This window comes from Paenarthrobacter sp. R1, assembly GCF_030264015.1.
In the GTDB taxonomy this organism is placed as follows: Bacteria; Actinomycetota; Actinomycetes; order Actinomycetales; family Micrococcaceae; genus Arthrobacter; species Arthrobacter ureafaciens.
The window spans coordinates 2828745-2848392 of sequence record NZ_CP127115.1; the positions used below are offsets into that span (position 1 = coordinate 2828745).

Annotated in this window: 25 protein-coding genes; 16 read left to right on the forward strand and 9 right to left on the reverse strand. The window is 62.2% G+C overall.

Features of this window, described 5'->3' with window-relative positions; genetic code table 11:
• Positions 1–139: 139 nt before the first annotated feature.
• Both QN084_RS13785 and QN084_RS13790 read left to right on the forward strand, forming a co-directional pair.
• A complete protein-coding gene (locus tag QN084_RS13785; RefSeq protein ID WP_062098959.1) occupies positions 140–853 on the forward strand; it encodes an MgtC/SapB family protein in 714 nt (237 codons plus the stop codon).
• Positions 854–886: 33 nt separating this feature from the next.
• On the forward strand, positions 887–1699 hold the full coding sequence (locus tag QN084_RS13790) for a glycerophosphodiester phosphodiesterase (protein ID WP_069696080.1): 813 nt from the start codon (positions 887–889) through the stop codon (positions 1697–1699).
• A 15-nt stretch (positions 1700–1714) separates the two neighbouring features.
• On the opposite strand, the gene QN084_RS13795 is transcribed toward QN084_RS13790, so the two are convergent.
• From QN084_RS13795 to QN084_RS24075, 3 genes are all read right to left on the reverse strand, one after another.
• The gene (locus QN084_RS13795) at positions 1715–2014 is read right to left on the reverse strand and encodes a DUF4193 domain-containing protein (RefSeq protein WP_021471120.1); all 300 of its coding nucleotides are present in this window, start codon (positions 2012–2014) and stop codon (positions 1715–1717) included.
• A gap of 217 nt (positions 2015–2231) precedes the next feature.
• Complete coding sequence (locus tag QN084_RS13800) at positions 2232–3053, reverse strand: hypothetical protein (RefSeq protein ID WP_241650917.1); 822 nt, start codon at positions 3051–3053, stop codon at positions 2232–2234.
• Between the two features lie 127 nt (positions 3054–3180).
• Entirely contained in the window at positions 3181–3858 is a 678-nt protein-coding gene (locus tag QN084_RS24075; RefSeq protein WP_083261915.1) for a DUF6318 family protein, read from the reverse strand.
• Between the two features lie 330 nt (positions 3859–4188).
• Between QN084_RS24075 and QN084_RS24080 the strand changes: the two genes are divergently transcribed.
• The gene (locus QN084_RS24080; protein WP_168529475.1) at positions 4189–5367 is read left to right on the forward strand and encodes an IS30 family transposase; all 1179 of its coding nucleotides are present in this window, start codon (positions 4189–4191) and stop codon (positions 5365–5367) included.
• Between the two features lie 47 nt (positions 5368–5414).
• On the opposite strand, the gene QN084_RS13810 is transcribed toward QN084_RS24080, so the two are convergent.
• Together QN084_RS13810 and QN084_RS13815 are read right to left on the reverse strand one after the other, a co-directional pair.
• A complete protein-coding gene (locus QN084_RS13810) occupies positions 5415–5936 on the reverse strand; it encodes a cyclophilin-like fold protein (RefSeq protein WP_083261916.1) in 522 nt (173 codons plus the stop codon).
• 6 nt (positions 5937–5942) lie between these two features.
• On the reverse strand, positions 5943–6782 hold the full coding sequence (locus tag QN084_RS13815; RefSeq protein WP_069696077.1) for an SDR family oxidoreductase: 840 nt from the start codon (positions 6780–6782) through the stop codon (positions 5943–5945).
• A 148-nt stretch (positions 6783–6930) separates the two neighbouring features.
• Between QN084_RS13815 and QN084_RS13820 the strand changes: the two genes are divergently transcribed.
• From QN084_RS13820 to QN084_RS13855, 8 genes are all read left to right on the forward strand, one after another.
• The gene (locus QN084_RS13820; RefSeq protein ID WP_069696076.1) at positions 6931–7836 is read left to right on the forward strand and encodes a helix-turn-helix transcriptional regulator; all 906 of its coding nucleotides are present in this window, start codon (positions 6931–6933) and stop codon (positions 7834–7836) included.
• Positions 7837–8007: 171 nt separating this feature from the next.
• A complete protein-coding gene (locus QN084_RS13825) occupies positions 8008–8529 on the forward strand; it encodes a hypothetical protein (protein WP_139126870.1) in 522 nt (173 codons plus the stop codon).
• Between the two features lie 143 nt (positions 8530–8672).
• A complete protein-coding gene (locus QN084_RS13830; RefSeq protein WP_052474348.1) occupies positions 8673–9098 on the forward strand; it encodes an Asp23/Gls24 family envelope stress response protein in 426 nt (141 codons plus the stop codon).
• Positions 9095–9286: a DUF2273 domain-containing protein gene (locus QN084_RS13835; RefSeq protein ID WP_021471114.1), complete on the forward strand. Its 192-nt coding sequence runs from the start codon at positions 9095–9097 to the stop codon at positions 9284–9286. Before QN084_RS13830 ends, QN084_RS13835 begins: the two co-directional genes overlap by 4 nt.
• Complete coding sequence (locus QN084_RS13840; protein WP_062094833.1) at positions 9283–9663, forward strand: hypothetical protein; 381 nt, start codon at positions 9283–9285, stop codon at positions 9661–9663. The genes QN084_RS13835 and QN084_RS13840 overlap by 4 nt, the downstream gene beginning before the upstream one ends.
• Entirely contained in the window at positions 9660–10307 is a 648-nt protein-coding gene (locus QN084_RS13845; protein WP_021471112.1) for a DUF6286 domain-containing protein, read from the forward strand. The genes QN084_RS13840 and QN084_RS13845 overlap by 4 nt, the downstream gene beginning before the upstream one ends.
• Entirely contained in the window at positions 10304–10918 is a 615-nt protein-coding gene (locus QN084_RS13850) for a hypothetical protein (protein WP_021471111.1), read from the forward strand. Before QN084_RS13845 ends, QN084_RS13850 begins: the two co-directional genes overlap by 4 nt.
• A gap of 93 nt (positions 10919–11011) precedes the next feature.
• Positions 11012–11719, forward strand: a complete 708-nt coding sequence (locus tag QN084_RS13855) for a DNA alkylation repair protein (RefSeq protein ID WP_021471110.1) — start codon at positions 11012–11014, stop codon at positions 11717–11719.
• A gap of 27 nt (positions 11720–11746) precedes the next feature.
• On the opposite strand, the gene QN084_RS13860 is transcribed toward QN084_RS13855, so the two are convergent.
• The gene (locus QN084_RS13860) at positions 11747–12151 is read right to left on the reverse strand and encodes a helix-turn-helix domain-containing protein (protein WP_031216108.1); all 405 of its coding nucleotides are present in this window, start codon (positions 12149–12151) and stop codon (positions 11747–11749) included.
• A 256-nt stretch (positions 12152–12407) separates the two neighbouring features.
• Here QN084_RS13860 and QN084_RS13865 point away from each other — a divergent pair, with 256 nt between their 5' ends.
• The 5 genes from QN084_RS13865 (at position 12408) to QN084_RS13885 (ending at position 17184) form a co-directional block, all read left to right on the forward strand.
• Complete coding sequence (locus QN084_RS13865) at positions 12408–13703, forward strand: ABC transporter substrate-binding protein (RefSeq protein WP_021471108.1); 1296 nt, start codon at positions 12408–12410, stop codon at positions 13701–13703.
• A gap of 84 nt (positions 13704–13787) precedes the next feature.
• Entirely contained in the window at positions 13788–14807 is a 1020-nt protein-coding gene (locus QN084_RS13870; protein ID WP_021471107.1) for a carbohydrate ABC transporter permease, read from the forward strand.
• Position 14808: 1 nt separating this feature from the next.
• A complete protein-coding gene (locus QN084_RS13875) occupies positions 14809–15693 on the forward strand; it encodes a carbohydrate ABC transporter permease (protein ID WP_021471106.1) in 885 nt (294 codons plus the stop codon).
• 65 nt (positions 15694–15758) lie between these two features.
• Positions 15759–15965 (forward strand): hypothetical protein, encoded by a 207-nt coding sequence (locus tag QN084_RS13880; RefSeq protein WP_043427213.1) that lies wholly within the window; start codon positions 15759–15761, stop codon positions 15963–15965.
• A 166-nt stretch (positions 15966–16131) separates the two neighbouring features.
• A complete protein-coding gene (locus QN084_RS13885; protein ID WP_021471104.1) occupies positions 16132–17184 on the forward strand; it encodes a LacI family DNA-binding transcriptional regulator in 1053 nt (350 codons plus the stop codon).
• Between the two features lie 51 nt (positions 17185–17235).
• Here the strand turns inward: QN084_RS13885 and QN084_RS13890 are convergent, their stop codons facing one another.
• From QN084_RS13890 to QN084_RS13900, 3 genes are all read right to left on the reverse strand, one after another.
• On the reverse strand, positions 17236–18132 hold the full coding sequence (locus QN084_RS13890; RefSeq protein WP_021471103.1) for a DUF8083 family protein: 897 nt from the start codon (positions 18130–18132) through the stop codon (positions 17236–17238).
• Between the two features lie 33 nt (positions 18133–18165).
• Entirely contained in the window at positions 18166–18972 is an 807-nt protein-coding gene (locus tag QN084_RS13895; protein ID WP_031216106.1) for an exodeoxyribonuclease III, read from the reverse strand.
• Positions 18973–19054: 82 nt separating this feature from the next.
• Positions 19055–19621 carry an HdeD family acid-resistance protein gene (locus QN084_RS13900; protein ID WP_069696074.1) on the reverse strand — a complete coding sequence of 189 codons (567 nt, stop codon included), beginning with the start codon at positions 19619–19621 and terminating at the stop codon, positions 19055–19057.
• Between the last annotated feature and the right edge of the window lie 27 nt (positions 19622–19648).

Consider the following 19648-nt stretch of genomic DNA (forward strand, 5'->3'; position numbering starts at 1 on the left):
CTTGAGGACTTTGTTCATGGTCTTCGGTGTCCCCGCCCCAGGGATCCCGAGCTGACCATGGGCTGTTGGGGACTCCCAAGCGCAGAACTGGAACTGGAGCAACGGCTTGATCTTTGATGGGGATACGCAATGGTGGCAGATGTGTGTGGCGCTCGCGGTGGCGTTGGTTCTATCCACGGCTATCGGGTTTGAACGCCAAAGCAAGAATAAATCGGCCGGAATGCGGACCCACGCAATGGTCGGTCTGGGTGCTGCCCTCTTCATGGTGGTCAGCAAATATGGTTTTAGCGATGTCTTGATGGCTGACCTTGTCAGGCTGGACCCGTCGAGGTTGGCGGCCCAGGTCGTTTCCGGCATCGGTTTCATCGGGGCCGGGCTCGTGTTCGTCCGGAGGAACCAAGTACGAGGCCTCACCACCGCGGCCTCGATTTGGATTACGGCCGCCGTGGGGACGTCGGCCGGCGCCGGATTGGCGCTTCCCGCGGTCTTCGTAACGGCCGCCCATTTCCTCATCGTTTATGCCTACCCGGTTCTATCGGCCAAGTTGCGCTCCGGACTCCCGCAGCAGTGGGTCCTCCGAGTGACTTACGACGACGGCGTTGGGGCTTTGCGGGACGTCCTCACCACGTGCACGGAGGAAGGGTTCCGCGTCCAGGGTTTTGCGACCATCAGGGCCTCCGACGAAACGAAACGCGTGGTGGAAAGACTAATGAAGCATGAGGACGCCTCGACCACCGGGTCCATTGAGATCGAACTGGAGATCGAAGGCACCATGGCCGCGTCGAACGTCGTCAGCAGGCTTTCGCAACTCGCAGCGGTCACCGAGGTGTCCATCGTCGATGACGCCGAGTAGCTGCAACCTTCAACCCACACAAGGAATCACTTCATGATAGAAATCCAGGGCCACAGGGGTGTCCTTGCAACGCAACACGGGAACACCTTGGCCAGCTTCGTCGAGGCACTGACACTTGGCGTTGACGCCATCGAAGTGGACATCTGGCTTACCTCTGATCGCCAACTGGCGCTCCGTCACGATTCCATCGTCAATGGACGCGACATTCGTGATGGCCGACTTCGGGATGCTGCCGTGGAAGTGCTGCCCGAGGCCGTCCATCGCGTCGGCGCTGAGGCAAGGACTCCCACGTTGGAAGAGCTCTTGGCGCTGATGCGTTTCGCAGGCGCGGACGACGTTGTCCTGGACATAGAGGTCAAAACCGATCGAGCGAAGGGGCGGGAATACAGCCATTCGATCGTGTGGTGGCTGGCCAACATCCTGAGGGTTCACGAGTCCGGGCAGGCGCTTCGTGTGCGCAGCTTCGATCCCCTCGTCATCAAGGCCATGGGGGAGGAGATTCCCAGTGTTCCCAGGGTGGCGCTGTGCCGCTACCCTGTGGTTCCGGACCCGGGCCTGTACCCGTCCGACACTTACGCGCTGATCGAAGCTGCGCTCGCCGCCGGGGCAGAGGCAGTGGCCCCCGAGGTCAACCTCCTGGACGAAAAGCTCGTGGCTCAGGCGCACGCTGCCGGGCTGAAGGTATACCCGTGGACTTTGGTCACGGCGGAGCAGATTGCGAACGCAGTCAGTCTGGGTGTGGACGGAGTATGCGTCAACGATGTTGCCTTGGCCCGGACCACCTTCGCGGGCTTGGGGCGGGAGGTCCCTGTTCCCAGGCCCATAAGCCTGCCCATGCTGCGGTGATGTGAAGTCCGGTGGTCAGCCTTCACATTCCGTGCAGTAATACTGTCCGCCCTTTTCGCGTGCGATCTGCGACCGGTGGTGAACCAGGAAGCAGGAGGAACACGTGAATTCGTCCTCCTGAGGCGGAACGACGGCGACTACCAGCTCCTCGGCGATGAACTCGCCTGCCGGTGTGCTTGAGTCCGGCTCATCGCTTTCTTCCACCTCAAGGACGGCAGTCATTGCTGTGGGGGCGCTTGCTGTCTGCAAGGCTTCCAGCGACTGTTCCTGGGCTTCTTTGACCTCCGGGCGAAGGTCGTCGTAATCCGTTGCCATGGCTGCGCTCCTTCACGAAGTATGGGTGAGCCGATGCGGCTCCGGTGTCCCATTGTAAGCATGCTTATGAATTGTGCAACCTCATTTGTCTCTTGGCTGTGCCGTTGCGACCTTCTTTGATGCCGCAGTGTGCGTTTTTCCTTCGAGTTGGGTGGGTTTTGCCGTCGATGTGGGTGGTGGCGGTGCGGCTGTGTTTCTGGTGCCCGGGTTGGTGGTTTTAGTCGTTGGTGCCGGGGCAGCCCCAGGAGTGGGGGTTTTGTTCGCAGGTGTCGGCGACGAGTGCTGTTTCGGTTTTCCAGACGTGGATGGTTTGGGGTGTGGTGGTGAGGTTGAGGGTTCCGTTGATGGGTAGGGGTGGGCCGTTGTTGACGGTGTAGGTGCCGGTGTAGGTGGTGGTGAGTGTTGCGGGGTAGTTGCCGGTGGTGGTGTAGGTGTGGCTGGTTTGGGTGGTGGTGGTGAGCCATTGGGTGTCGGGGATGGGGTGGCCGGTGGTGGGTGTGGGTCCGAGGGTTTGGCCGTCGCCGTAGGTGTAGGTGTAGGTGGTGGGGGTGGCTGTGAGGTGGACGTTTTGTCCGAGGATGGTGAGGTTGAAGGTTTGGGGTGTGGTGGTGGCGTAGAAGTTGGTGGGTGCCCCGATGAGGGTGTTGGGGAAGGGTTGGGTTGTGAGGGTTCCGGGGTTGAGGGGTAGTTGGCGGAAGTCGGTGAGGATGCGGGCTGCGATGTCGTCGAGGATGTTGTGGGGTTCGGGGCCGTAGAGGCAGGTGGGGCCGGTGACGGGGATCCAGTCGGTCCAGCCGGGGTTGGTGATGGCTTTGGGGGCTTCTTTCCAGATCACGGGTGTGCCGGTGGCGCCGTTGGGTGATGGTGGGCAGGCGAGGGTGAGGCAGCCGGGGTCCACGGTGTCTGGCCCGTCGGCGCGGCAGTGGGTATCGGCCATGTACTGGTTCGGGTCCTCGGATGCAGCAGCGGCTCCGTTTCCGCTGGAAAGCTGAGACGCCAACTGGCCGGTCGAAGCATCGATGGTGGTCGTTCGGCCCACGTCCAGCGTCCCAGTCGCGTTATTCGTTCCTGCCCAGTTACCTGTATCGGCTCGGGCCGGCGCCTCCAGCGATATCGCAGCTAGAAAGAGAATTGAAACCATAAGCCAGAGCAGCGCTGGGCGCGACTTAGCGGATGAGAGCAAGGTCAACTACTTTCCATTCGTCGCTGTACGCGGCTGTTAGCTCGAAAGCTGAATTGGTGGAGCTTTCGGAGGCCCTGCCGACGCTTCCATCAGCATTGAAGTAGTCAATCTCTTGCTGGACGACTTGCACCCTCACTAGTTGGCTTGCTCCACCGCCGTTCGAAATCGGTTCTATAGCTGGGAGGGTAATTCGCCCGCCAACCAACCACCGGCCGCCTCTGTGACTGTCCGTGATACCTTCCAATATCCTGTTGCATGCACGGCATCCTGGTTCGAAGGACTCTGCCCATCGTTGAGTTTCTCCACTTTCTGCGGCGTAGTTTTGCTGCGCGTACCAGTGCCGGATAAACGCCTCCAGCCCCTCCTTCGAGTTCTCCTTCGCCAGCTCAGGCATGACGGGCACGGGTACGTTCTCGGCCTTGCCTTTCGCGTCAGCCGGCTTGTACTGGCCTGCGGAAGGAGCGCCAGCTGCCCCGGACTCAGACGCTCCGGGTGCAGGAGCGCCGGTCGGCGTAGCGCTGGAGGTGGGTTCCGCCGTCGTCGTGTTTGGTGGGGAGGGTGTGCCGCCTTGGCAGCCCGTCAGCAACAGCGCCGCGGCCAGCGCAAGGCCGGCGCCGCGAAGGCGGGCAGGGGCGAACGAATCGGTTGGGCGGTATGGCATGCAGAATCCCCCGGAAGCAGGTTGGCGTAGTGTCGGCCAGTCTAGGCAGCAGCCCCCGATGGAATCACGGCGAAATTTCCCATATGTGGATAACTCGGACTCTGTTCAGGGCGGGGCGTCGGGCGTAGTCTTGCCCTCGCCTGCTCGTCATCGCAATAGTCCAAACGGGGTGCATCATGGCCGCAACGAGCCGTTCAAGAAAGGGCGGTTTCTAACGAACGTCGCAACACCTACTGAAAGTGGTGTTTATTCATGCGTAGTTCGACGCGCCAGTCGAGGAAAATGGGGCCTCCGGGCTTGATTGAGAAGCGGCCCTTGTATGTTCAGCTCATGAAAGATGGGCTCTCCAACCGGGCAGCATGCAGGATTCTTGGGATCAACCCCAACACAGGCCTTCGTTGGTTGAACGGACGCAACGGCGTTCAAGGACTCGTGCAGCAAGGTTTGGATCCGCGGCCACGTAAGGCAATTCCTGCGGCGGCTGTATCCAGCCGCTACTTGTCAGAAGACGAGCGCATCTACATTGCCGATCAGTTGCTGGCTCGGGCAAGCCTGCGTTCCATAGCCCGGAAGCTCGGGCGTTCACCATCGACCATCAGCAGGGAGCTAGCCCGGAACAGGCCGGATTCCAGGCGTTATCATCCATTCCGCGCTCAGAAGCTGGCGCAGAAACGACGTCCAAGACCTCGCCTAACTAAGCTGGCCAAGGACGAGGAGCTGCGCCGTTACGTTGTGGCGTGCCTGTCGAAACGATGGAGTCCACAGCAGGTTTGCCAGGCGCTGAAGTCTCGGTTTCCGGGCGAAGCTCACCGGCATTTGGTACACGAGACGATTTACCGCGCGCTTTACCAGCTGAGCATTCGTCCTGTCCCGTCAGGCCCTGCTCGGTTGCTGCGTTCGGGAAAGTTCAGTCGTCAACCACGGGCGCGGACCAAGGTGAAGCCACGCCAGTACATCGCGGACGCCCTCAAGATCGGAGACCGCCCAGCCCACGTTGCCAAGCGAGAAGAGGCTGGTCATTGGGAGGGAGATCTCATCATGGGCAAGGCAAATAGATCCGCTATTGTCACGTTGGTTGAGCGGACCTCGCGCTTTCTGATCGCGTTCGCGCTCCGGCCAGGCAATCGCTCAGAGAATATGCGGGACCAGCTCATTGAAGCTCTCGGGGTGTTGCCGGCCTGCATGCGTAGGACGTTGACTTGGGATCGGGGTTCGGAGATGGCTAAGCACGCCGGGGTCACATCAGCGTTGGGAACGCTTGTGTACTTCTGTGATCCAGCCAGCCCATGGCAACGCGCCTCAAACGAGAACGCCAACGGACTATTACGCCAGTACTTCCGAAAAGGGCAGGACCTGAGCGCTGTAGGGTCACCGGCGATCCATTTAGCCGTCGATGAGATCAATAGCCGACCCAGGGCCGTCTTAGATTGGTCCAGCGCCGAGGCCTGTTTCAGGCTCCAACAGGCAGCAGCAACCGGTCCATTGCTGGGCGTTCCCTCGCATGGGTAAGTGCCCGACTCTGGTCCGGTTGCTGACTGCGTCTAAGGCATGGGGATCTACTTACGCTCGATGCGCATGTCCACGTCGTTGGGGAGGCTTTCGAAAACGCTCAGGTCTGAGGTGATTTCACCCATTTTCGTGAGTGTAGGGACTGAGCTGGTCTCCTCGTAGATGATGGTGATGCTGTCGAGCGGGTTGTAGTAGACGATGTCTCCGGGCTGCACGTCGGTGTAGAACGGACCCGTTTCTGTCATCGGGGCGGGGAGCTCGGTGATGTACTCGATGCCGGCATTGCGGAACCAGGGCAACGTCACGGGGAGCGTAGCTGCGAAGTCTTGGGCGACTTGGCTGTCGTTGAGGGTCGCGGTCACCACGACGTCACCGGCGGTGATGGTGATTGGGGTCCCGTCCGTGGATGCTTCGGGTGGAGCCGGGGAATCGGTGGTGGCGGAGGGTGTGGCCGCGATAGCCGTGGTGGTCGGAGATGCGGTGGTGGTCTCGGCTGCAGGTGCGGAGCATCCTGCGAGGGCGATCGCGGCCGTAGCCGCCAGGGAGATCAGAGCCAGTGATTTTTTCATGATTTCCTAAGCGTTTTCGAGGGCCATGGCGGAGGACAGGTCGCGGTGGGCCGCGACCTGGTCGAGGAGCTGCTGAGCCTTGTGCTCGACTCCGGCGACGACGTCTGCTCCGGCGACGAACCGCAAGGGAGGGGTCTCCAGGTCGGCGATCGTGACGAGAGCGGCGCCGAGCTTGGCAGGGTCTCCACCCTGCTGGCCGTTCATGCTCTTCCACGCAGCGATGGTCTGGGTGGTGCGCTCGGCGTAGTCATCGATGGACAGTTCGGGCCAGATGGAGGAAGCGCCCTCGACGAGGAGTTCGGTGCGGAAGAAGCCGGGCTCGACGATGGTGGTGTGTATGCCGTAGGGCTGGACGTCGTACTGGAGGGATTCCATCCACCCTTCAAGAGCGAACTTTGAGGCCGCGTAGGCGGCGCAGAACTCCTGGCCGATGATCCCGGCGGCAGAGGTGATGGTGATGACGTGGCCACTGCGCTGCTTGCGCATCACCGGCAGGATCGCACGTGTGACGTTCAGCGGGCCGAAGAAGTTGGTTTCCATCTGCGCCCGGAAGTGCTCGTCGCTGATTTCTTCGAAGTAGCCGGCGTAGAAGTTTCCGGCGTTGTTGACCAGAACGTCAACGCTGCCAAAGCGTTCGACGGCGGCCTCCGCTGCGGCAGCGGAGGCCGCCGCGTCGGTGATATCCAGGGATAGGGCGAGAAGGTTCTCGTGTTCGCCAAGAGCGGCGGTGACTTTGGCGGCGTCGCGTGCGGTGCCGACCACACGGTGGCCGGCGTCGAGTGCGGCTTTGGCCAGGTCGACTCCCATGCCGCGGGCAGCTCCTGTGATGAACCAAACGTTGCTCATAATGATGCCTCTCTCAGGTCTTAGCCGGCCCGGTCGGGGCGGCTGCTGATTCAAGTCAACAGGGCATCGCCGAGGCTAACGAGACCCCACCTATGGGTTCCCTGACAGAGACCCTATAGAGGCCGTGAGGTGCGGTACCTTCAACTCCATGGAGAACCAGAACGACCTCAGCAAGTTCCTCGTCACGCGTCGGGCCAAACTCGACTTGCAACGAGTAGGCCTGCCTGACTACGGCGGACGCCGCCGCGTTCCAGGGCTACGGCGCGAAGAAGTCGCTCTCCTGGCCGGCATGAGCGTTGAGTACTACAAACGTCTCGAACGCGGCAACGCCAAGGGTGTTTCGGAGTCGGTGATTGATGGGGTCAGCCGCGCCCTCCAACTGGACGAGGCCGAGCACAAGCATCTCTACGAGCTCGTCAAGACCGCCAATGCAGGCGCACATCCACAACGCCGCCGCCCGGCACGCAACTCCCAGGTCAATCCCGCTCTCCAGCAGACCATTGATGCGATGTCGACCGTTCCTGTGTTCGTACAGAACGGTCGCTTGGACGCCGTGGCCACCAACCAGCTGGGTCGGGCACTGTTCTCAGAGATGTTTGAGGACTCACCGAAGTCCGTTAACGCCGCTCGCTTCGTCTTTCTTGACGGCCGCGCCCAATCCTTCTACCAGGACTGGGAAGCCAACTGCCGCCAGATCGTCGCCCTTCTTCGCGTTGAAGCTGGGCGTTCACCCTACGACCGACAACTGAGCGACTTGATTGGTGAACTCTCAACCCGCAGCGACCTCTTCCGCAAACTCTGGGGAGCGCACGACGTCCGCGAGCACCGCACAGGCCTAAAGAGTCTTCACCACCCCGTCGTCGGAGACCTGGATCTGACCTACCTTGGACTGGACCTCATCGCAGACCACAACCTCCAAATGCTCGTCTTCTCCGCGGAAGCCGGATCGCCATCCGACGACCGACTGCAGCTGCTGGCCAATTGGACCAAAACCCACATCATCGGCCTAGACATCAAGGATCCAAAGACCTCAGAACACATCAGCGGAGACTGACGCTGCGACAGCACAGCCCGGACCTGTGACGTCCGCGTGTGGATAACGAAGAAGGGCTCGTACTAACTAGCGGGGTCCGCAGTTAGCAAGACCTTCGATCTCCGGAGTGGCAAGCCAGTAGAACTGGTCTTCGAAGAGCTCGCCGGACTGCTAGGTTCAAAAGACGACCTGTTGCGACGTTCGTTAGAAACCGCCAAGTCCACGCTGGCGGGGATTCTGGTGGCAGCGGCCATGGCGCTCGGGGCGTGCGCCATCCCCCTACCCCTTCCGCAGGGAACTCCTGCGGCCGCGGAGTCTGCCGCGTCCAGTCCGGCGCCGGCGGCTGACCTGCCCTCTGCGGCGCCCTCTGCTGTGCCCTCTGCGGAGGCCAGTGCTACGGGCCCCGGGGTGGACGGGAACTACGGCCAGTTCTCGTCGTTGTCCGAGGCATGCCTGGCAGTCAGCGCCACCATGCTCAGCGTGACGCTCCTGCCGTTGGCGGCACTCGCGGGTGGAAATCCCGATGACTTGCAGAAGGCCCGGCAGGAATTGTCCCAATTGGAGGACAAGGTGCCCGGGGAATTGAAGCCGGCATTTGAAAAGCTGCGTGATTACACGGAATCTGCAGGTAGTGATTTCAGCAAATTCGGGGAGCCGGAATTCGAGGAGCTTTTGAAGCCGATCGAGCACTGGATGGACAAGAACTGCAAGTAGAGGCGCCGCGCACATACTTCTCTCACAAAGCGTCGGGGGCAGGCGCTAGGGTGGTATCCAAGAGAAGGGGAGTGCTCATGCCAGACCAGAGCGTGCCCGGTCAAAGCGTGCCGGAACACAACGTGCCCGATCACAACGTCCAGATGAATCCCGTGCCTGAAGGCGCCATTCCCGGTACGGGCCGCACCATCATCTCCGAGGCCGCCGTCGCCAAAGTGGCCGGCATCGCCGCCCGCGCGGTGCCGGGCGTGTACTCCTTGGGCTCAGGTCCCTCCCGTGCGCTCGGTGCCATCCGTGATGCCGTGGGCAGCTCGGACCACGCCGCCGGCGTCCGCGCCGAAGTGGGCGAAACCCAAGTGGCTGTGGACATCAACCTGGTGGCCCTCTACGGGCACCCGCTCCACGGCGTAGCCAACCAGGTACGCGCGGCTGTATACCGTGCGGTCGAGGAACTGGTGGGCCTGCAGGTCATAGAGGTCAACGTTGAAATCACGGACGTCTATATAGCCCCGCCACAAAAACCAACCACTGCCAAGGCGGTCACGGTGGATAAGGAGGTACTCCAATGAGCATGACAGTTGTGGGTATCGCTATTGGCGCTTTCGTGGCGTTCATGTCATTCCAGTTCGGATTCTGGGGATTTGTCATTTCGCTGCTGTTCATGGGCATTGGTGCCCTCTTGGGGCGTGCAGCTGACGGCAAGTTGGATCTCCGCAGCGTCCTCGATGCCATCACCGGCCGGCGCTCCTCCTCATGAGCGTGGCTGAGGCTGTGGAAACCACCACCAGCCTGGCCGGCCACAACCGGATCAGCACCCAGGCTCTGACATCGTTGGCGCAGGCGGCGGCCGCCGAGGCTCTCGGCGTCCCTGCGTCGGACATCCGCGCTGATTGGGCGGACGACGACGGCCTGCTGGCTTTGTCCATCGTGGCACCGATCAGCGTCCCCGCCTTAAGCGAAGTTCTTCGCCAACCCCAGCGGGTCCAAGGGTTCGGCGGTTCCATCTGGGACCGGGCAGTCGCCGCCAAAGCGAGCATCCTGGACAGTGTCATGCGGCTCAGCGGCTCGCAGCTGAGCCGTGTGGACATCAGGATCAGCGGAGCCCACGTCACGGAAGGGGGCCGGGTCAAGTGACCCAGGATCAGGAAACGGAAGCGCCCACGCTGGCAAACCAACCCCCGGAAACACCGCCTGTAGCCGGTGAAGACGCAACAATGAGCCAAATCCTGCGGAGGGAAACGCACTCATCGAGGGCCGGTGCGTCGGGAATCGCAGCCGTGCTGGTGATTCTGCTGTGTGTCTACGCGTTGCTGGAAGCGGGCGTTCGCGCAGTAGGCCAACCGCCGTGGCTGGTCGATCCCGGTACGGCAGCCGAACGCATCATCGCACTTCCCGCCGGCATCTCTCCACTCCTCCTGGGCGCTGGCGGGGCAGTTGTCGCCATGGTGGGCCTGTACTTCTTCCTCCACGCAGTTCTTCCCGGCCGACGCGCCAGGCACCTGTTACGGGACCCGAGGATCGCCGTCGTCGTTGATGATGAGGTGCTGGCCTCCGCCCTGGCGCGCCGCGCGCGGCTGGCAGCGAACGTCACCCAGGAACAAGTGATGGTGGTGGTCTCGCAGCGCCTGGTGGTGGTTAATGTGCGTCCGACGTCGGGCAGCAGGGTCAGCGAGGAAGCCGTCCTTGCCGCTGTCCAAGCTGAGTTGGAGGAAATGTCTCCCGTGCCCATGCCCGCCGTCCGGGTTAACCTGGGCACCTCGGGGGTGATCGGCGCATGAACGGAACACCCCGGGCCCTGAACCGCATCCTGCTCTTCATTATCGGTGCGAAATTGTTGGCTATCGGCGTGCTGCTGGTGCTGTTGGCCACCGTCCCGGCGGTCGCCGAGTGGTGGCACGGCTGGGCCGGATCCGTGTGGGCCGGAACTGAGGATGCCTTCCGGCGGACGCGCTTCCCTGGCCGCGAGGAGAGCTGGCTCTGGATTGTGGCGGGCTTGGTGCTCGTTGTGGTGATCGTGGGGATGGTCGCCTGGCTTGCGCAGCAGGGCAAGGGACGGGCCAACCTGTTGGTAGCCGGCGACGACGACGACAGCCAGGTTGCAGGCGAAGTCCGGATCGGCGGTGGCGTGGCTGAGCAGGCACTCCGGGCCGCGTTGTCGGACCGTCCGGACCTTGCCGGGGCCTCGGTTGCCACCTACGAGTACAAGGGGCAGCCGGGTCTGCGCATCCGGGTTCAACCGAGGCAAGGGGTTGCTCCGCACCTTCTGGCCGCGGAGATCTCGCAGATGGTTGAGGCGTTGGACCTTGTGATCGGCAAGAAGACGCCTGTCTTGGTCCACATGGTTTCCGGAGCACGCGCTAAGTTCACCAAGGCTGAGCGCGTGCGCTGAATCTTGCCCCGAGTTGCCCTGCCCCACGTCGCCTGGGTGAAGCGTTACCGGGGCATTCCCTAAGTTTGGCGGCCAGGTAGACAGGAGGTTCCGATGGCTGTGAGTTCCGCTGGAACAGCGGCTAAAACCGTTCCCGACGCCCCGGTGTTGTCCGATGTCATGGCAGAGTTGGCTGCGCTGGAAGAACCGAGGCACCGCGAAGTCAATGTGAAACACGGCGACGATCACGGGGTAAATCTCAGCAAATTGCGGGCCGTTGCAAAGCGGCTGAAGACCCAACAGGATCTTGCCCGGGAGCTATGGGCTACCGGCGACACCGCGGCCCGGTTGCTGGCATTGTTGATCTGCCGGCCGAAGGCTTTTGACCGCGGGGAACTGGACCGGATGCTGCGGGAATCCCGCACTCCCAAGGTGCAGGACTGGCTCGTGAACTATGTGGTGAAGAAGAGCCCGCACGCCGAGGACCTCCGCAGCGCCTGGTTCGCTGACCCGGATCCTGTGGTGGCAAGTGCCGGGTGGGCGTTGACCTCCGAGCGCGTCGTCAAGAAACCTGAAGGCCTGGATTTGGAAAGTCTCTTGGACATCATCGAGGCACGCATGAAGGGCGTTCCGGACCGGTTGCAGTGGGCCATGAACCAGTGCCTCGCCCAGATCGGCATCGAACACCCGGAGCACCGCGCCCGGGCCTTGGACATCGGCGAACGCCTGGAGGTCCTGAAGGACTACCCGACTCCGCCCAACTGCACGTCGCCTTTTGCACCCGTTTGGATCAACGAGATGGTGCGCCGCAAGTCGCTGTAGCCCCCGCGGAGAGCCAGCCTTGCCGGGTCAGCCCCTGTTGCGTTGCATCATCCGGTACGTCAGTTCAGCCAGGAGTTCCTCGTCGGAGAGGTGCGAGGCCCGGGCGTTCGAGGCTGCCGGAACGGCCATCCGTGGGCTGGATGCCTGCCGGGAACCGTCAGTGGTCCGCATGTCGTCGGGAGTGATTTGGTCCGGCGCGAAGGTGGATTTGCCCTTGAGGACCTCCGAAACCGACCCGGCACGCCACCCCAGGGCGTTCTCCAGCTTGCGCTGATTGATCTCCTGGGTCCGGCGGGTGCCCGACTCCAGCGTCCTGACGGTCTTGATGGCAGTACCGGCCTGCTTGGCTAATTGCACCTGGCTTATCCCTTGGGCCAACCGCTCTTCCTTGATGAGTCGTCCGATGGTTTGCAGTGCTTCGAGTTCATCCACACTTCCCACTGTTCCATAGGCAACCATGGGCAATCAAATCGAGGGGCCGCTTCAATGCCTGGATCAAGGGCCGTCCAGGGTGCTAAATCACGCCCGGGAAGATACCAAAAAACTAAATAGGCAGGTTGCTTGGTATCAGTGTGATTAACTTAGGTGTAAGCGCTTGCATTCGATACGGGCACCTCGCTAGTGTGAGGCTCACCACATCAACCGCACCGCGGAAATCACCTGGTCCACTCACTGAGGAGTTCCCAGCATGAAATCGAAGAAGTACCTTCTTCCGGCAGCGATCGCCGGAGTCTTGGCTATGTCCCTCACTGCATGTGGCGGCGGGGGCGGGGGCGGAAGCACCAACGGCGGCGGCGGTGCAAGCGGCGACGCGGCCAACAACCTTGACGGCCGTGGGCCGATCACCTACGTACAAGGCAAGGACAACAGCAACGTTGTTCGGCCCCTGATCGAAAAGTGGAACGCCGAGCACCCGGACGAGAAAGTAACGTTCAAGGAGCAGTCGGACCAGGCTGACCAGCAGCATGATGACCTCGTCCAGAACTTCCAGGCAAAGAACCCGAACTACGACGTCATGAGCGTTGACCTGATCTGGGTAGCCGAATTTGCTGCCAAGGGTTGGCTGCAGCCGCTCAAGGACAAGACGGCTATCTCAACCGACGGCATGCTGGAGTCGACGGTCAAGAGCGCCACCTACAACGGCACGCTTTATGCAGCCCCGCAAAGCTCTGACGGCGGCATCCTCTACTACCGCGGCGACTTGGTGCCCAATGCGCCCAAGACGTGGGACGAGATGATGCAGATGTGCGACATCGCCAAGCAGAACAACATCGGTTGCTACGCCGGTCAGTTCCAGAAGTACGAGGGCCTTACGGTCAACGCCGCGGAGGCCATCAACTCTGCCGGCGGCAAGATCGTTGACGATTCCGGCAAGGCCGCGGTTAACTCCGCCGAGGCCAAGGCAGGCCTGAACAACCTGGTACAGGCTTACAAGGACGGCAACATCCCCACCGAGGCCATCACCTTCCAGGAAGAGCAGGGACGCCAGGCATTCGAGGCCGGCAAGCTCCTCTTCCACCGCAACTGGCCGTACGTTTACAACCTGGCCAAGACTGATGGTTCCTCCACCGTGAAGGACACCTTCAAGATGGCTCCGCTTCCCGGCAAGGACGGCCCTGGCGCTTCCTCGCTGGGCGGCCACAACATTGCCATGAGCGTCTACTCCAAGAACAAGGCAACGGTTACTGACTTCATCAAGTTCATCACCAGCGAAGAGACCCAGCGGTTCTACGCCACCCAGGGTTCACTCGCCCCGGTGCTGACCAAGCTGTATGACGATCAGGAACTTGTCACCGCGCTGCCTTACCTGCCGGTGCTGAAGACGTCCATCGAGAACGCCGTGCCGCGTCCCGTAACGCCGTTCTACCCGGCCGTCACCAAGGCTGTCCAGGACAACGCTTACGCAGCACTCAAGGGTGAGAAGACCGTTGATTCGGCGATCTCCGACATGCAGGCGGCAATCGAGTCGGCCGGAGCCAAGTAACCACCCGGGCCCACGTCCGGCCGTTCGCCCTCCAGGCGGACGGCCGGACTCGGCTACGGCCTTCTCCCTGACAGGAGTCTTGCCATGTCAACAGAATTGCAAAAACAGCAGTCGACGGCGGATGCCGGCCACAAGATGCCAGGGCGCGAAAGCGCCGACCGTAAGCAGGTGACCCAGGGTCGCTGGGCTTACACGCTGCTGGCACCCTCGCTGGTACTGCTGGCAATCGTCATCATCTACCCGGTTATCAACGCCATCATCATGTCCTTCCAGAAGGACTCGGGACTTGATCCGGCAACGGGTTTCTTCTCCGAAGGCGGCCCCGCCGGCTTCGACAACTACGTACACTGGCTGGCCCAGCAATGCACCGCCCCCGGCGGCGGCGCGGTGGCCTGTCCTCCGGGAACCCTGGGTGCGCAATTCTGGGACGCCATGGGCACCACGTTCTTCTTCACCGTAGTTACGGTGGCTTTCGAAACGGTCCTCGGCTTCTGGATGGCCATCATCATGGCCCGCGCTTTCCGTGGCCGGAGCATCATCCGCGCAGCCGTCCTGGTTCCGTGGGCCATCCCCACGGCAGTGACGGCCAAGCTGTGGTTCTTCATCTTCGCTTTTGAGGGCATTGCCAACAAACTCTTCGGCACCCAGATCCTGTGGACCGGATCGGAATGGCCTGCCAAGTGGGCGATCGTCATTTCGGATGTTTGGAAGACCACTCCGTTCATGGCTCTGTTGATCCTTGCCGGCCTGCAACTGATCCCGGATGAGGTCTACGAGGCAGCGAAGGTGGACGGCGCGTCCACGTGGCAGCGTTTCCGCCTCATCACGCTTCCGCTGGTCAAGCCCGCACTGATGGTTGCGATCCTCTTCCGCGTGCTGGACGCCCTCCGCATGTACGACCTCCCGGCCATCATGACCCAAGGCGCCAACGGCACCACCACTCTCTCCATCCTGGTAGTGCAACAAATCCGGCAAGGGTTCAATTCGGCCGCGGCGCTATCGACCATCACGTTCATAGTCATCTTCATCGTCGCCTTCATCTTCGTCAGATTCCTGGGGGCAAACGCGGTCGATGCCGCTTCTTCGTCCGGAAAGGCAAAGTGACATGGCCACAGCCACAGCTTCAAGGACTTCCACTGCTCCTGCAGAGCGGCCGAAGCGCCCGTTCAACTGGGGATCGTTCCGCACCTACATCAGCGCAATCGTCATCCTGATCTGGTGTCTGGCACCCTTCTACTGGATGATCGTCACGGCGTTCCGGGACGTTGGGTTCACTTTTGACACAACGCCGTTCTTCACACACTTCACGTGGGATAACTTCGCTACGGTGTTTGACGAGAGCCTCGGCAACCACTTCGGCAAGAACCTGCTCAACAGCCTCTTTGTTGGTGCTGTCACCACGCTGATCGCCTTGATCGTCGGCGTCTTTGCAGCCTATGCGCTGGCACGACTGAACTTCCGGTTCAAGTTCGTGGTGCTCGGCTTCATCCTGGGTGCCTCGATGTTCCCGGGTGTTGCTTTGGTGACCCCGCTGTTCCAGCTCTTTACGAACATTGGCTGGATGGGCACCTACCAGGCGCTGATCATCCCGAACATCTCCTTCGTGCTTCCGCTGACGGTCTACACGCTGACCTCGTTCTTCCGTGAAATGCCGTGGGAACTCGAAGAAGCGGCCCGGATCGACGGTTGCACCCAAGGGCAGGCATTCCGCAAGGTGATCCTGCCGCTCGCGGCCCCGGCCACGTTCACTACGGCAATCCTGGCTTTCATCTCCGCATGGAACGAGTTCCTGATTGCCAGCCAGTTGTCCAACGATGACACCAGGACGGTTACGGTGGCCATTGCCTACTTCGCAGGTTCCCAGCCACAACAGGAGCCGTACACCGCGATCATGGCAGCCGGCACCATCGTCACCATTCCTTTGGTCATCCTGGTGCTGGTGTTCCAACGCAAGATCGTCGCCGGCCTGACGGCAGGTGCAGTGAAGTGAGCAGCTCAGCAAACCGACGCCAGCAAGCCGCCGCAGTCCGGAAGGTCGATCCCCACACAAAGCGCGTGCGCTCCGGGGAGGACTTCGACATCATCATCGGACTCCTTGGCTTCTGGGCGCTGGTTCTCCTGGCAGTCACCATCTATATGGAAGTCACAGCCCAGCCCGCCTTGGGTTGGGCCTTGGGCCTCCTGGCCACGGTACTCGCGCTGTGGGGCATGATCAGGCTCCGCCGCAAACTCCCTGAAAGGACTTCGCGTCGCCTCAGCTGAGGCCCCCGCAACAAGGCGGCACCTCAACTTAACAGCGGGTCGAATTAACAGCGGGTCGAAACAATCCCTGCGCGAAATAAAGAAGGGCTCCCGGGACAGATAGGCTTTAACGCGCCGTTCGGGAAGGAGCCCTCGGCCTTCGGCATGCACCTTTGAGGGGGCTAAAGTGGCAAAAACTAACGAACGGTCCCAGCGTGGCGGTCATACGGGGGTCAGCATCGAGGATGTCGCGGCGGCCGCGGGGGTCTCGACGGCGACCGTTTCCCGGGCCGTCCGGGGGCTGCCGCGGGTATCTCCGGCAACACGCGAAAAGATCCTGGATGTCGCGGCTTCCCTGGGATACGTGGCATCGTCCTCGGCGTCGGGCCTGGCTACCGGGCGGACCCGCACCATCGGCGTGCTGGCCCCGTTCGTGAGCCGCTGGTTCTTCTCGAAAGCGATCGAGGGGGCGGACAGGGAGCTGCATTCCAGGAAATACAACCTCTCCCTGTTCAACCTCGGCGGCCACGGCAGCAACCGCGAACGGCTGTTCAGTTCCACCATGGTCTACAAACAGATCGACGCCCTGCTGGTGCTCTGCATGGCGCTGAGCGAGGACGAACAGGAGCACCTCCATAAGCTGGATATCCCGCTGGTGGTGGTGGGTGGCCACGTTGAGAACTGCCCCTATATAGGGATCAACGATTACGACGCCGCCTCCACCGCCGTGCGGCATCTTCTGGACCTGGGGCACAAGGACATCGCCCTGCTCCACGGCGACGACGAGACGGACTTGAACTTCGATGTTCCCCGGGTGCGGATCCGGGCCTTTCAGGAAGTGATGTCCGACGCCGGACTGGAGGTCCGCCCCGAATGGGACCAGTGGGGTGACTTCACAGTCGCCAGTGGGCAACAGGCGTTCACCCGCCTGTGGAATCAGCCCGGCCGCAAGCCGACGGCGATCTTCTGCTCCTCGGACGAGATGGCCATGGGCGTAATTTTCGAGGCGTACCGGCACGGCGTCCGGGTTCCGCAGGACCTCTCCGTGATCGGCATCGACGATCACGACTTTTCTGCTTCACTCGGGCTGACGACGGTGGGCCAGAGACCGGACAACCAGGCTGAACTGGGCACCAAGATGCTCTTGGACGAGCTGGACGGCCATCACGGCGCTGTCCGATCGCAGGTTGCTCCGCATGAACTGATCATCAGGGAGACCACGGCCCCGCCTTGCCGCTGACCTGCCCCGCGATCCGCTGAGCGGCCCGCCCTGCCGCTGAGCGGCCGGTAACTACGAAGCCCGTGCCAGTTGCCTGATGGGGATCCACCGCGAGGCAAGACGACGGTAGGCCGCAGCCGCTCCCGTCATGTCCCCTTCCGCGAGGCACTCAATTCCGAGACGAACATCCATGGGTGACTCGTCGGGATAGACCTTGTCTGCCACGGCACCGTAATCCAGTTCAACCATGGATTGGACGTGGAACAGCTCCAGCCATTCGGTCAACTGGGTGAGATCGTCCAGCATGTCCAGGTCCGGGGCAGCCAGAGCCAAGTGGGCCACCGCGAAACGTGCCCGTTCCAGGGCCTCAGTCAGGGGAGTCCACACCCTGACGGTCTGGATATGGCCATCGGACTCCACCACTTCCTTGCGGTCCGATTCGGCGAACAGGGAGAACCAGCTGAAGGGGATCCCCCAGGTGGAAGCCCGCGTATGCACACGCTTAGCATCGTCACCTGCGTTGATGCGGTCGATCCGCTGCTGGTGTTTGTCCCGCTGGGAAACCGGGATGAGGAGATCAGCCAACGGTCCGTGAACGCCGTCCATCAAGGCATTCGCTGCCAAACCGGCCCGAATCACCAGCTGGCTGGGGCAGTAGAGGAGGCGTCCGGCGTCGTGCGCTGCTTCTTCCTGTCCCGGACCGGGGGCGGCATGCCGCCCGCCCGGAACCCGCGTCATACGCACGAGGTCCGTTCGGCCGGTAGGGAAGGGGTCGCCGCCGGAACGCGTGATGCGTCCCAGGGACGCCTGCAGCTCCGCATTCTCGACGGCGGCCCTGGAACCTATGCGGTCACCGTCGGCGACGAGTTGGCGCTGCTGTTCCGGCGGAAATGCCTCGAGGGGTTCGTAGATGCGGAGGGAGGAAGAGAAGGGCAGGCCGGCCTGGCCTCGGTACAGCTTTCCACCCATGTCAGCCAGCCCCTTTCTTGTCCGGTTCGGTGCCTAGTCTGCGAGCTCCACGATCACGGGTGCGTGGTCCGAGGCGCCCTTGCCCTTGCGCTCTTCACGATCAATGGAGGCACCTGTGACGCGGGCGGCCAACGGTGCCGAGGCGAGGCAGAAGTCGATCCGCATGCCTTCCTTCTTGGGGAAGCGCAGCTGGGTGTAGTCCCAGTAGGTGTAGACGCCCGGGCCGGGGGTGTAGGGGCGGACGACGTCGGTGAAGCCTGCGGTCTCGAAGGCGTGGAACGCTGCCCGCTCCGGTTCGCTGACGTGGGTGAAATTGTTGTCGCGGAACAGTTGGATGTCCCACACGTCCTCGTCGAAGGGCGCGATGTTCCAGTCGCCCATGAGGGCGATCTGGGCGTTCGGGTCAGCCTGGACCCATTCAGCCGCCTGGCCACGGAGGACCTCAAGCCACTTAATCTTGTAAGGCATGTGTTCGTCGTCCAGGGAGCGGCCGTTGGGGACGTACAGGCTCCAGATACGCATGCCGGCACAGGTAGCTGCGATGGCACGGGCTTCCTGGGCCGGATCCTTGCCGGCTTTGCCGAAGGCCGGCTGATCCACGAAGGTCCGCTCGACGTCTTCCAAGCCGACGCGCGAGGCGATGGCGACGCCGTTCCACTGGTTGACGCCGAAGTGCGCTACCTCGTAGCCCATGCGTTCGAACAGCTCCCACGGGAAGTTGTCGTCCTTGCATTTGGTTTCCTGGATGGCCAGGACATCGCAGTCGCTGCGCTCAAGCCAGGCTTCAACGCGGTCGGCGCGGGCGCGGAGGGAGTTCACGTTCCAGGTAGCTATCTTCACAGCCACTAACTTACCGAACTTGGCGCAGAGTGCATCCCCAACCGGAGGATTGCTGCTGCGGGGACGCTGCGGCGGGCGGAGGTCAGTGCGCGTAGATCAGGGGGCCGGTGGAGCCCCGGCGCATTTTGAAACCGCAGACAATCAAGAGCAGTCCGGCAACCACTGCGAAGGCGGCCAGCATGCCCACCATGCCCAGGAAACCGAGACCAGGATTGACCAGTACCAGCAGGCCGAAGAGGGCAGTGACCACGCCGGTCAGCAACCACACGGGCCAGCCGTTCACGGAGTTCCTCGCGGCGAAGGCCAGGACAATCTCGGACAGTCCAAGGACCAAAGCCCACAGGCCGATCAGCACTCCGAGCGCAGCGGCGGTCATACCCGGCCACGCCAGCGCCACAATGCCTGCGGCGATGGAAATGAAGCCGCCCACCATGGTCCAGCGGGAATGGCGCGACGGATCGTAGAAGTAGTGCGCGATGTTGGTGAGGCCGTCCGTGATGGCGAAAATCGCGAACACGAAAATAAGCGCGAACACCGTGGCCACCGGCAGCGCCGCCACCAGAAGGCCAAACAGCACGGCAAGGACTCCCCGGAACAGCAAAGCCGTACCGGAATGCTTGAACATCTTGCGACCAACGGCCTCCGACATAGCGTCAGTTTAATCCCGGCTCAACGC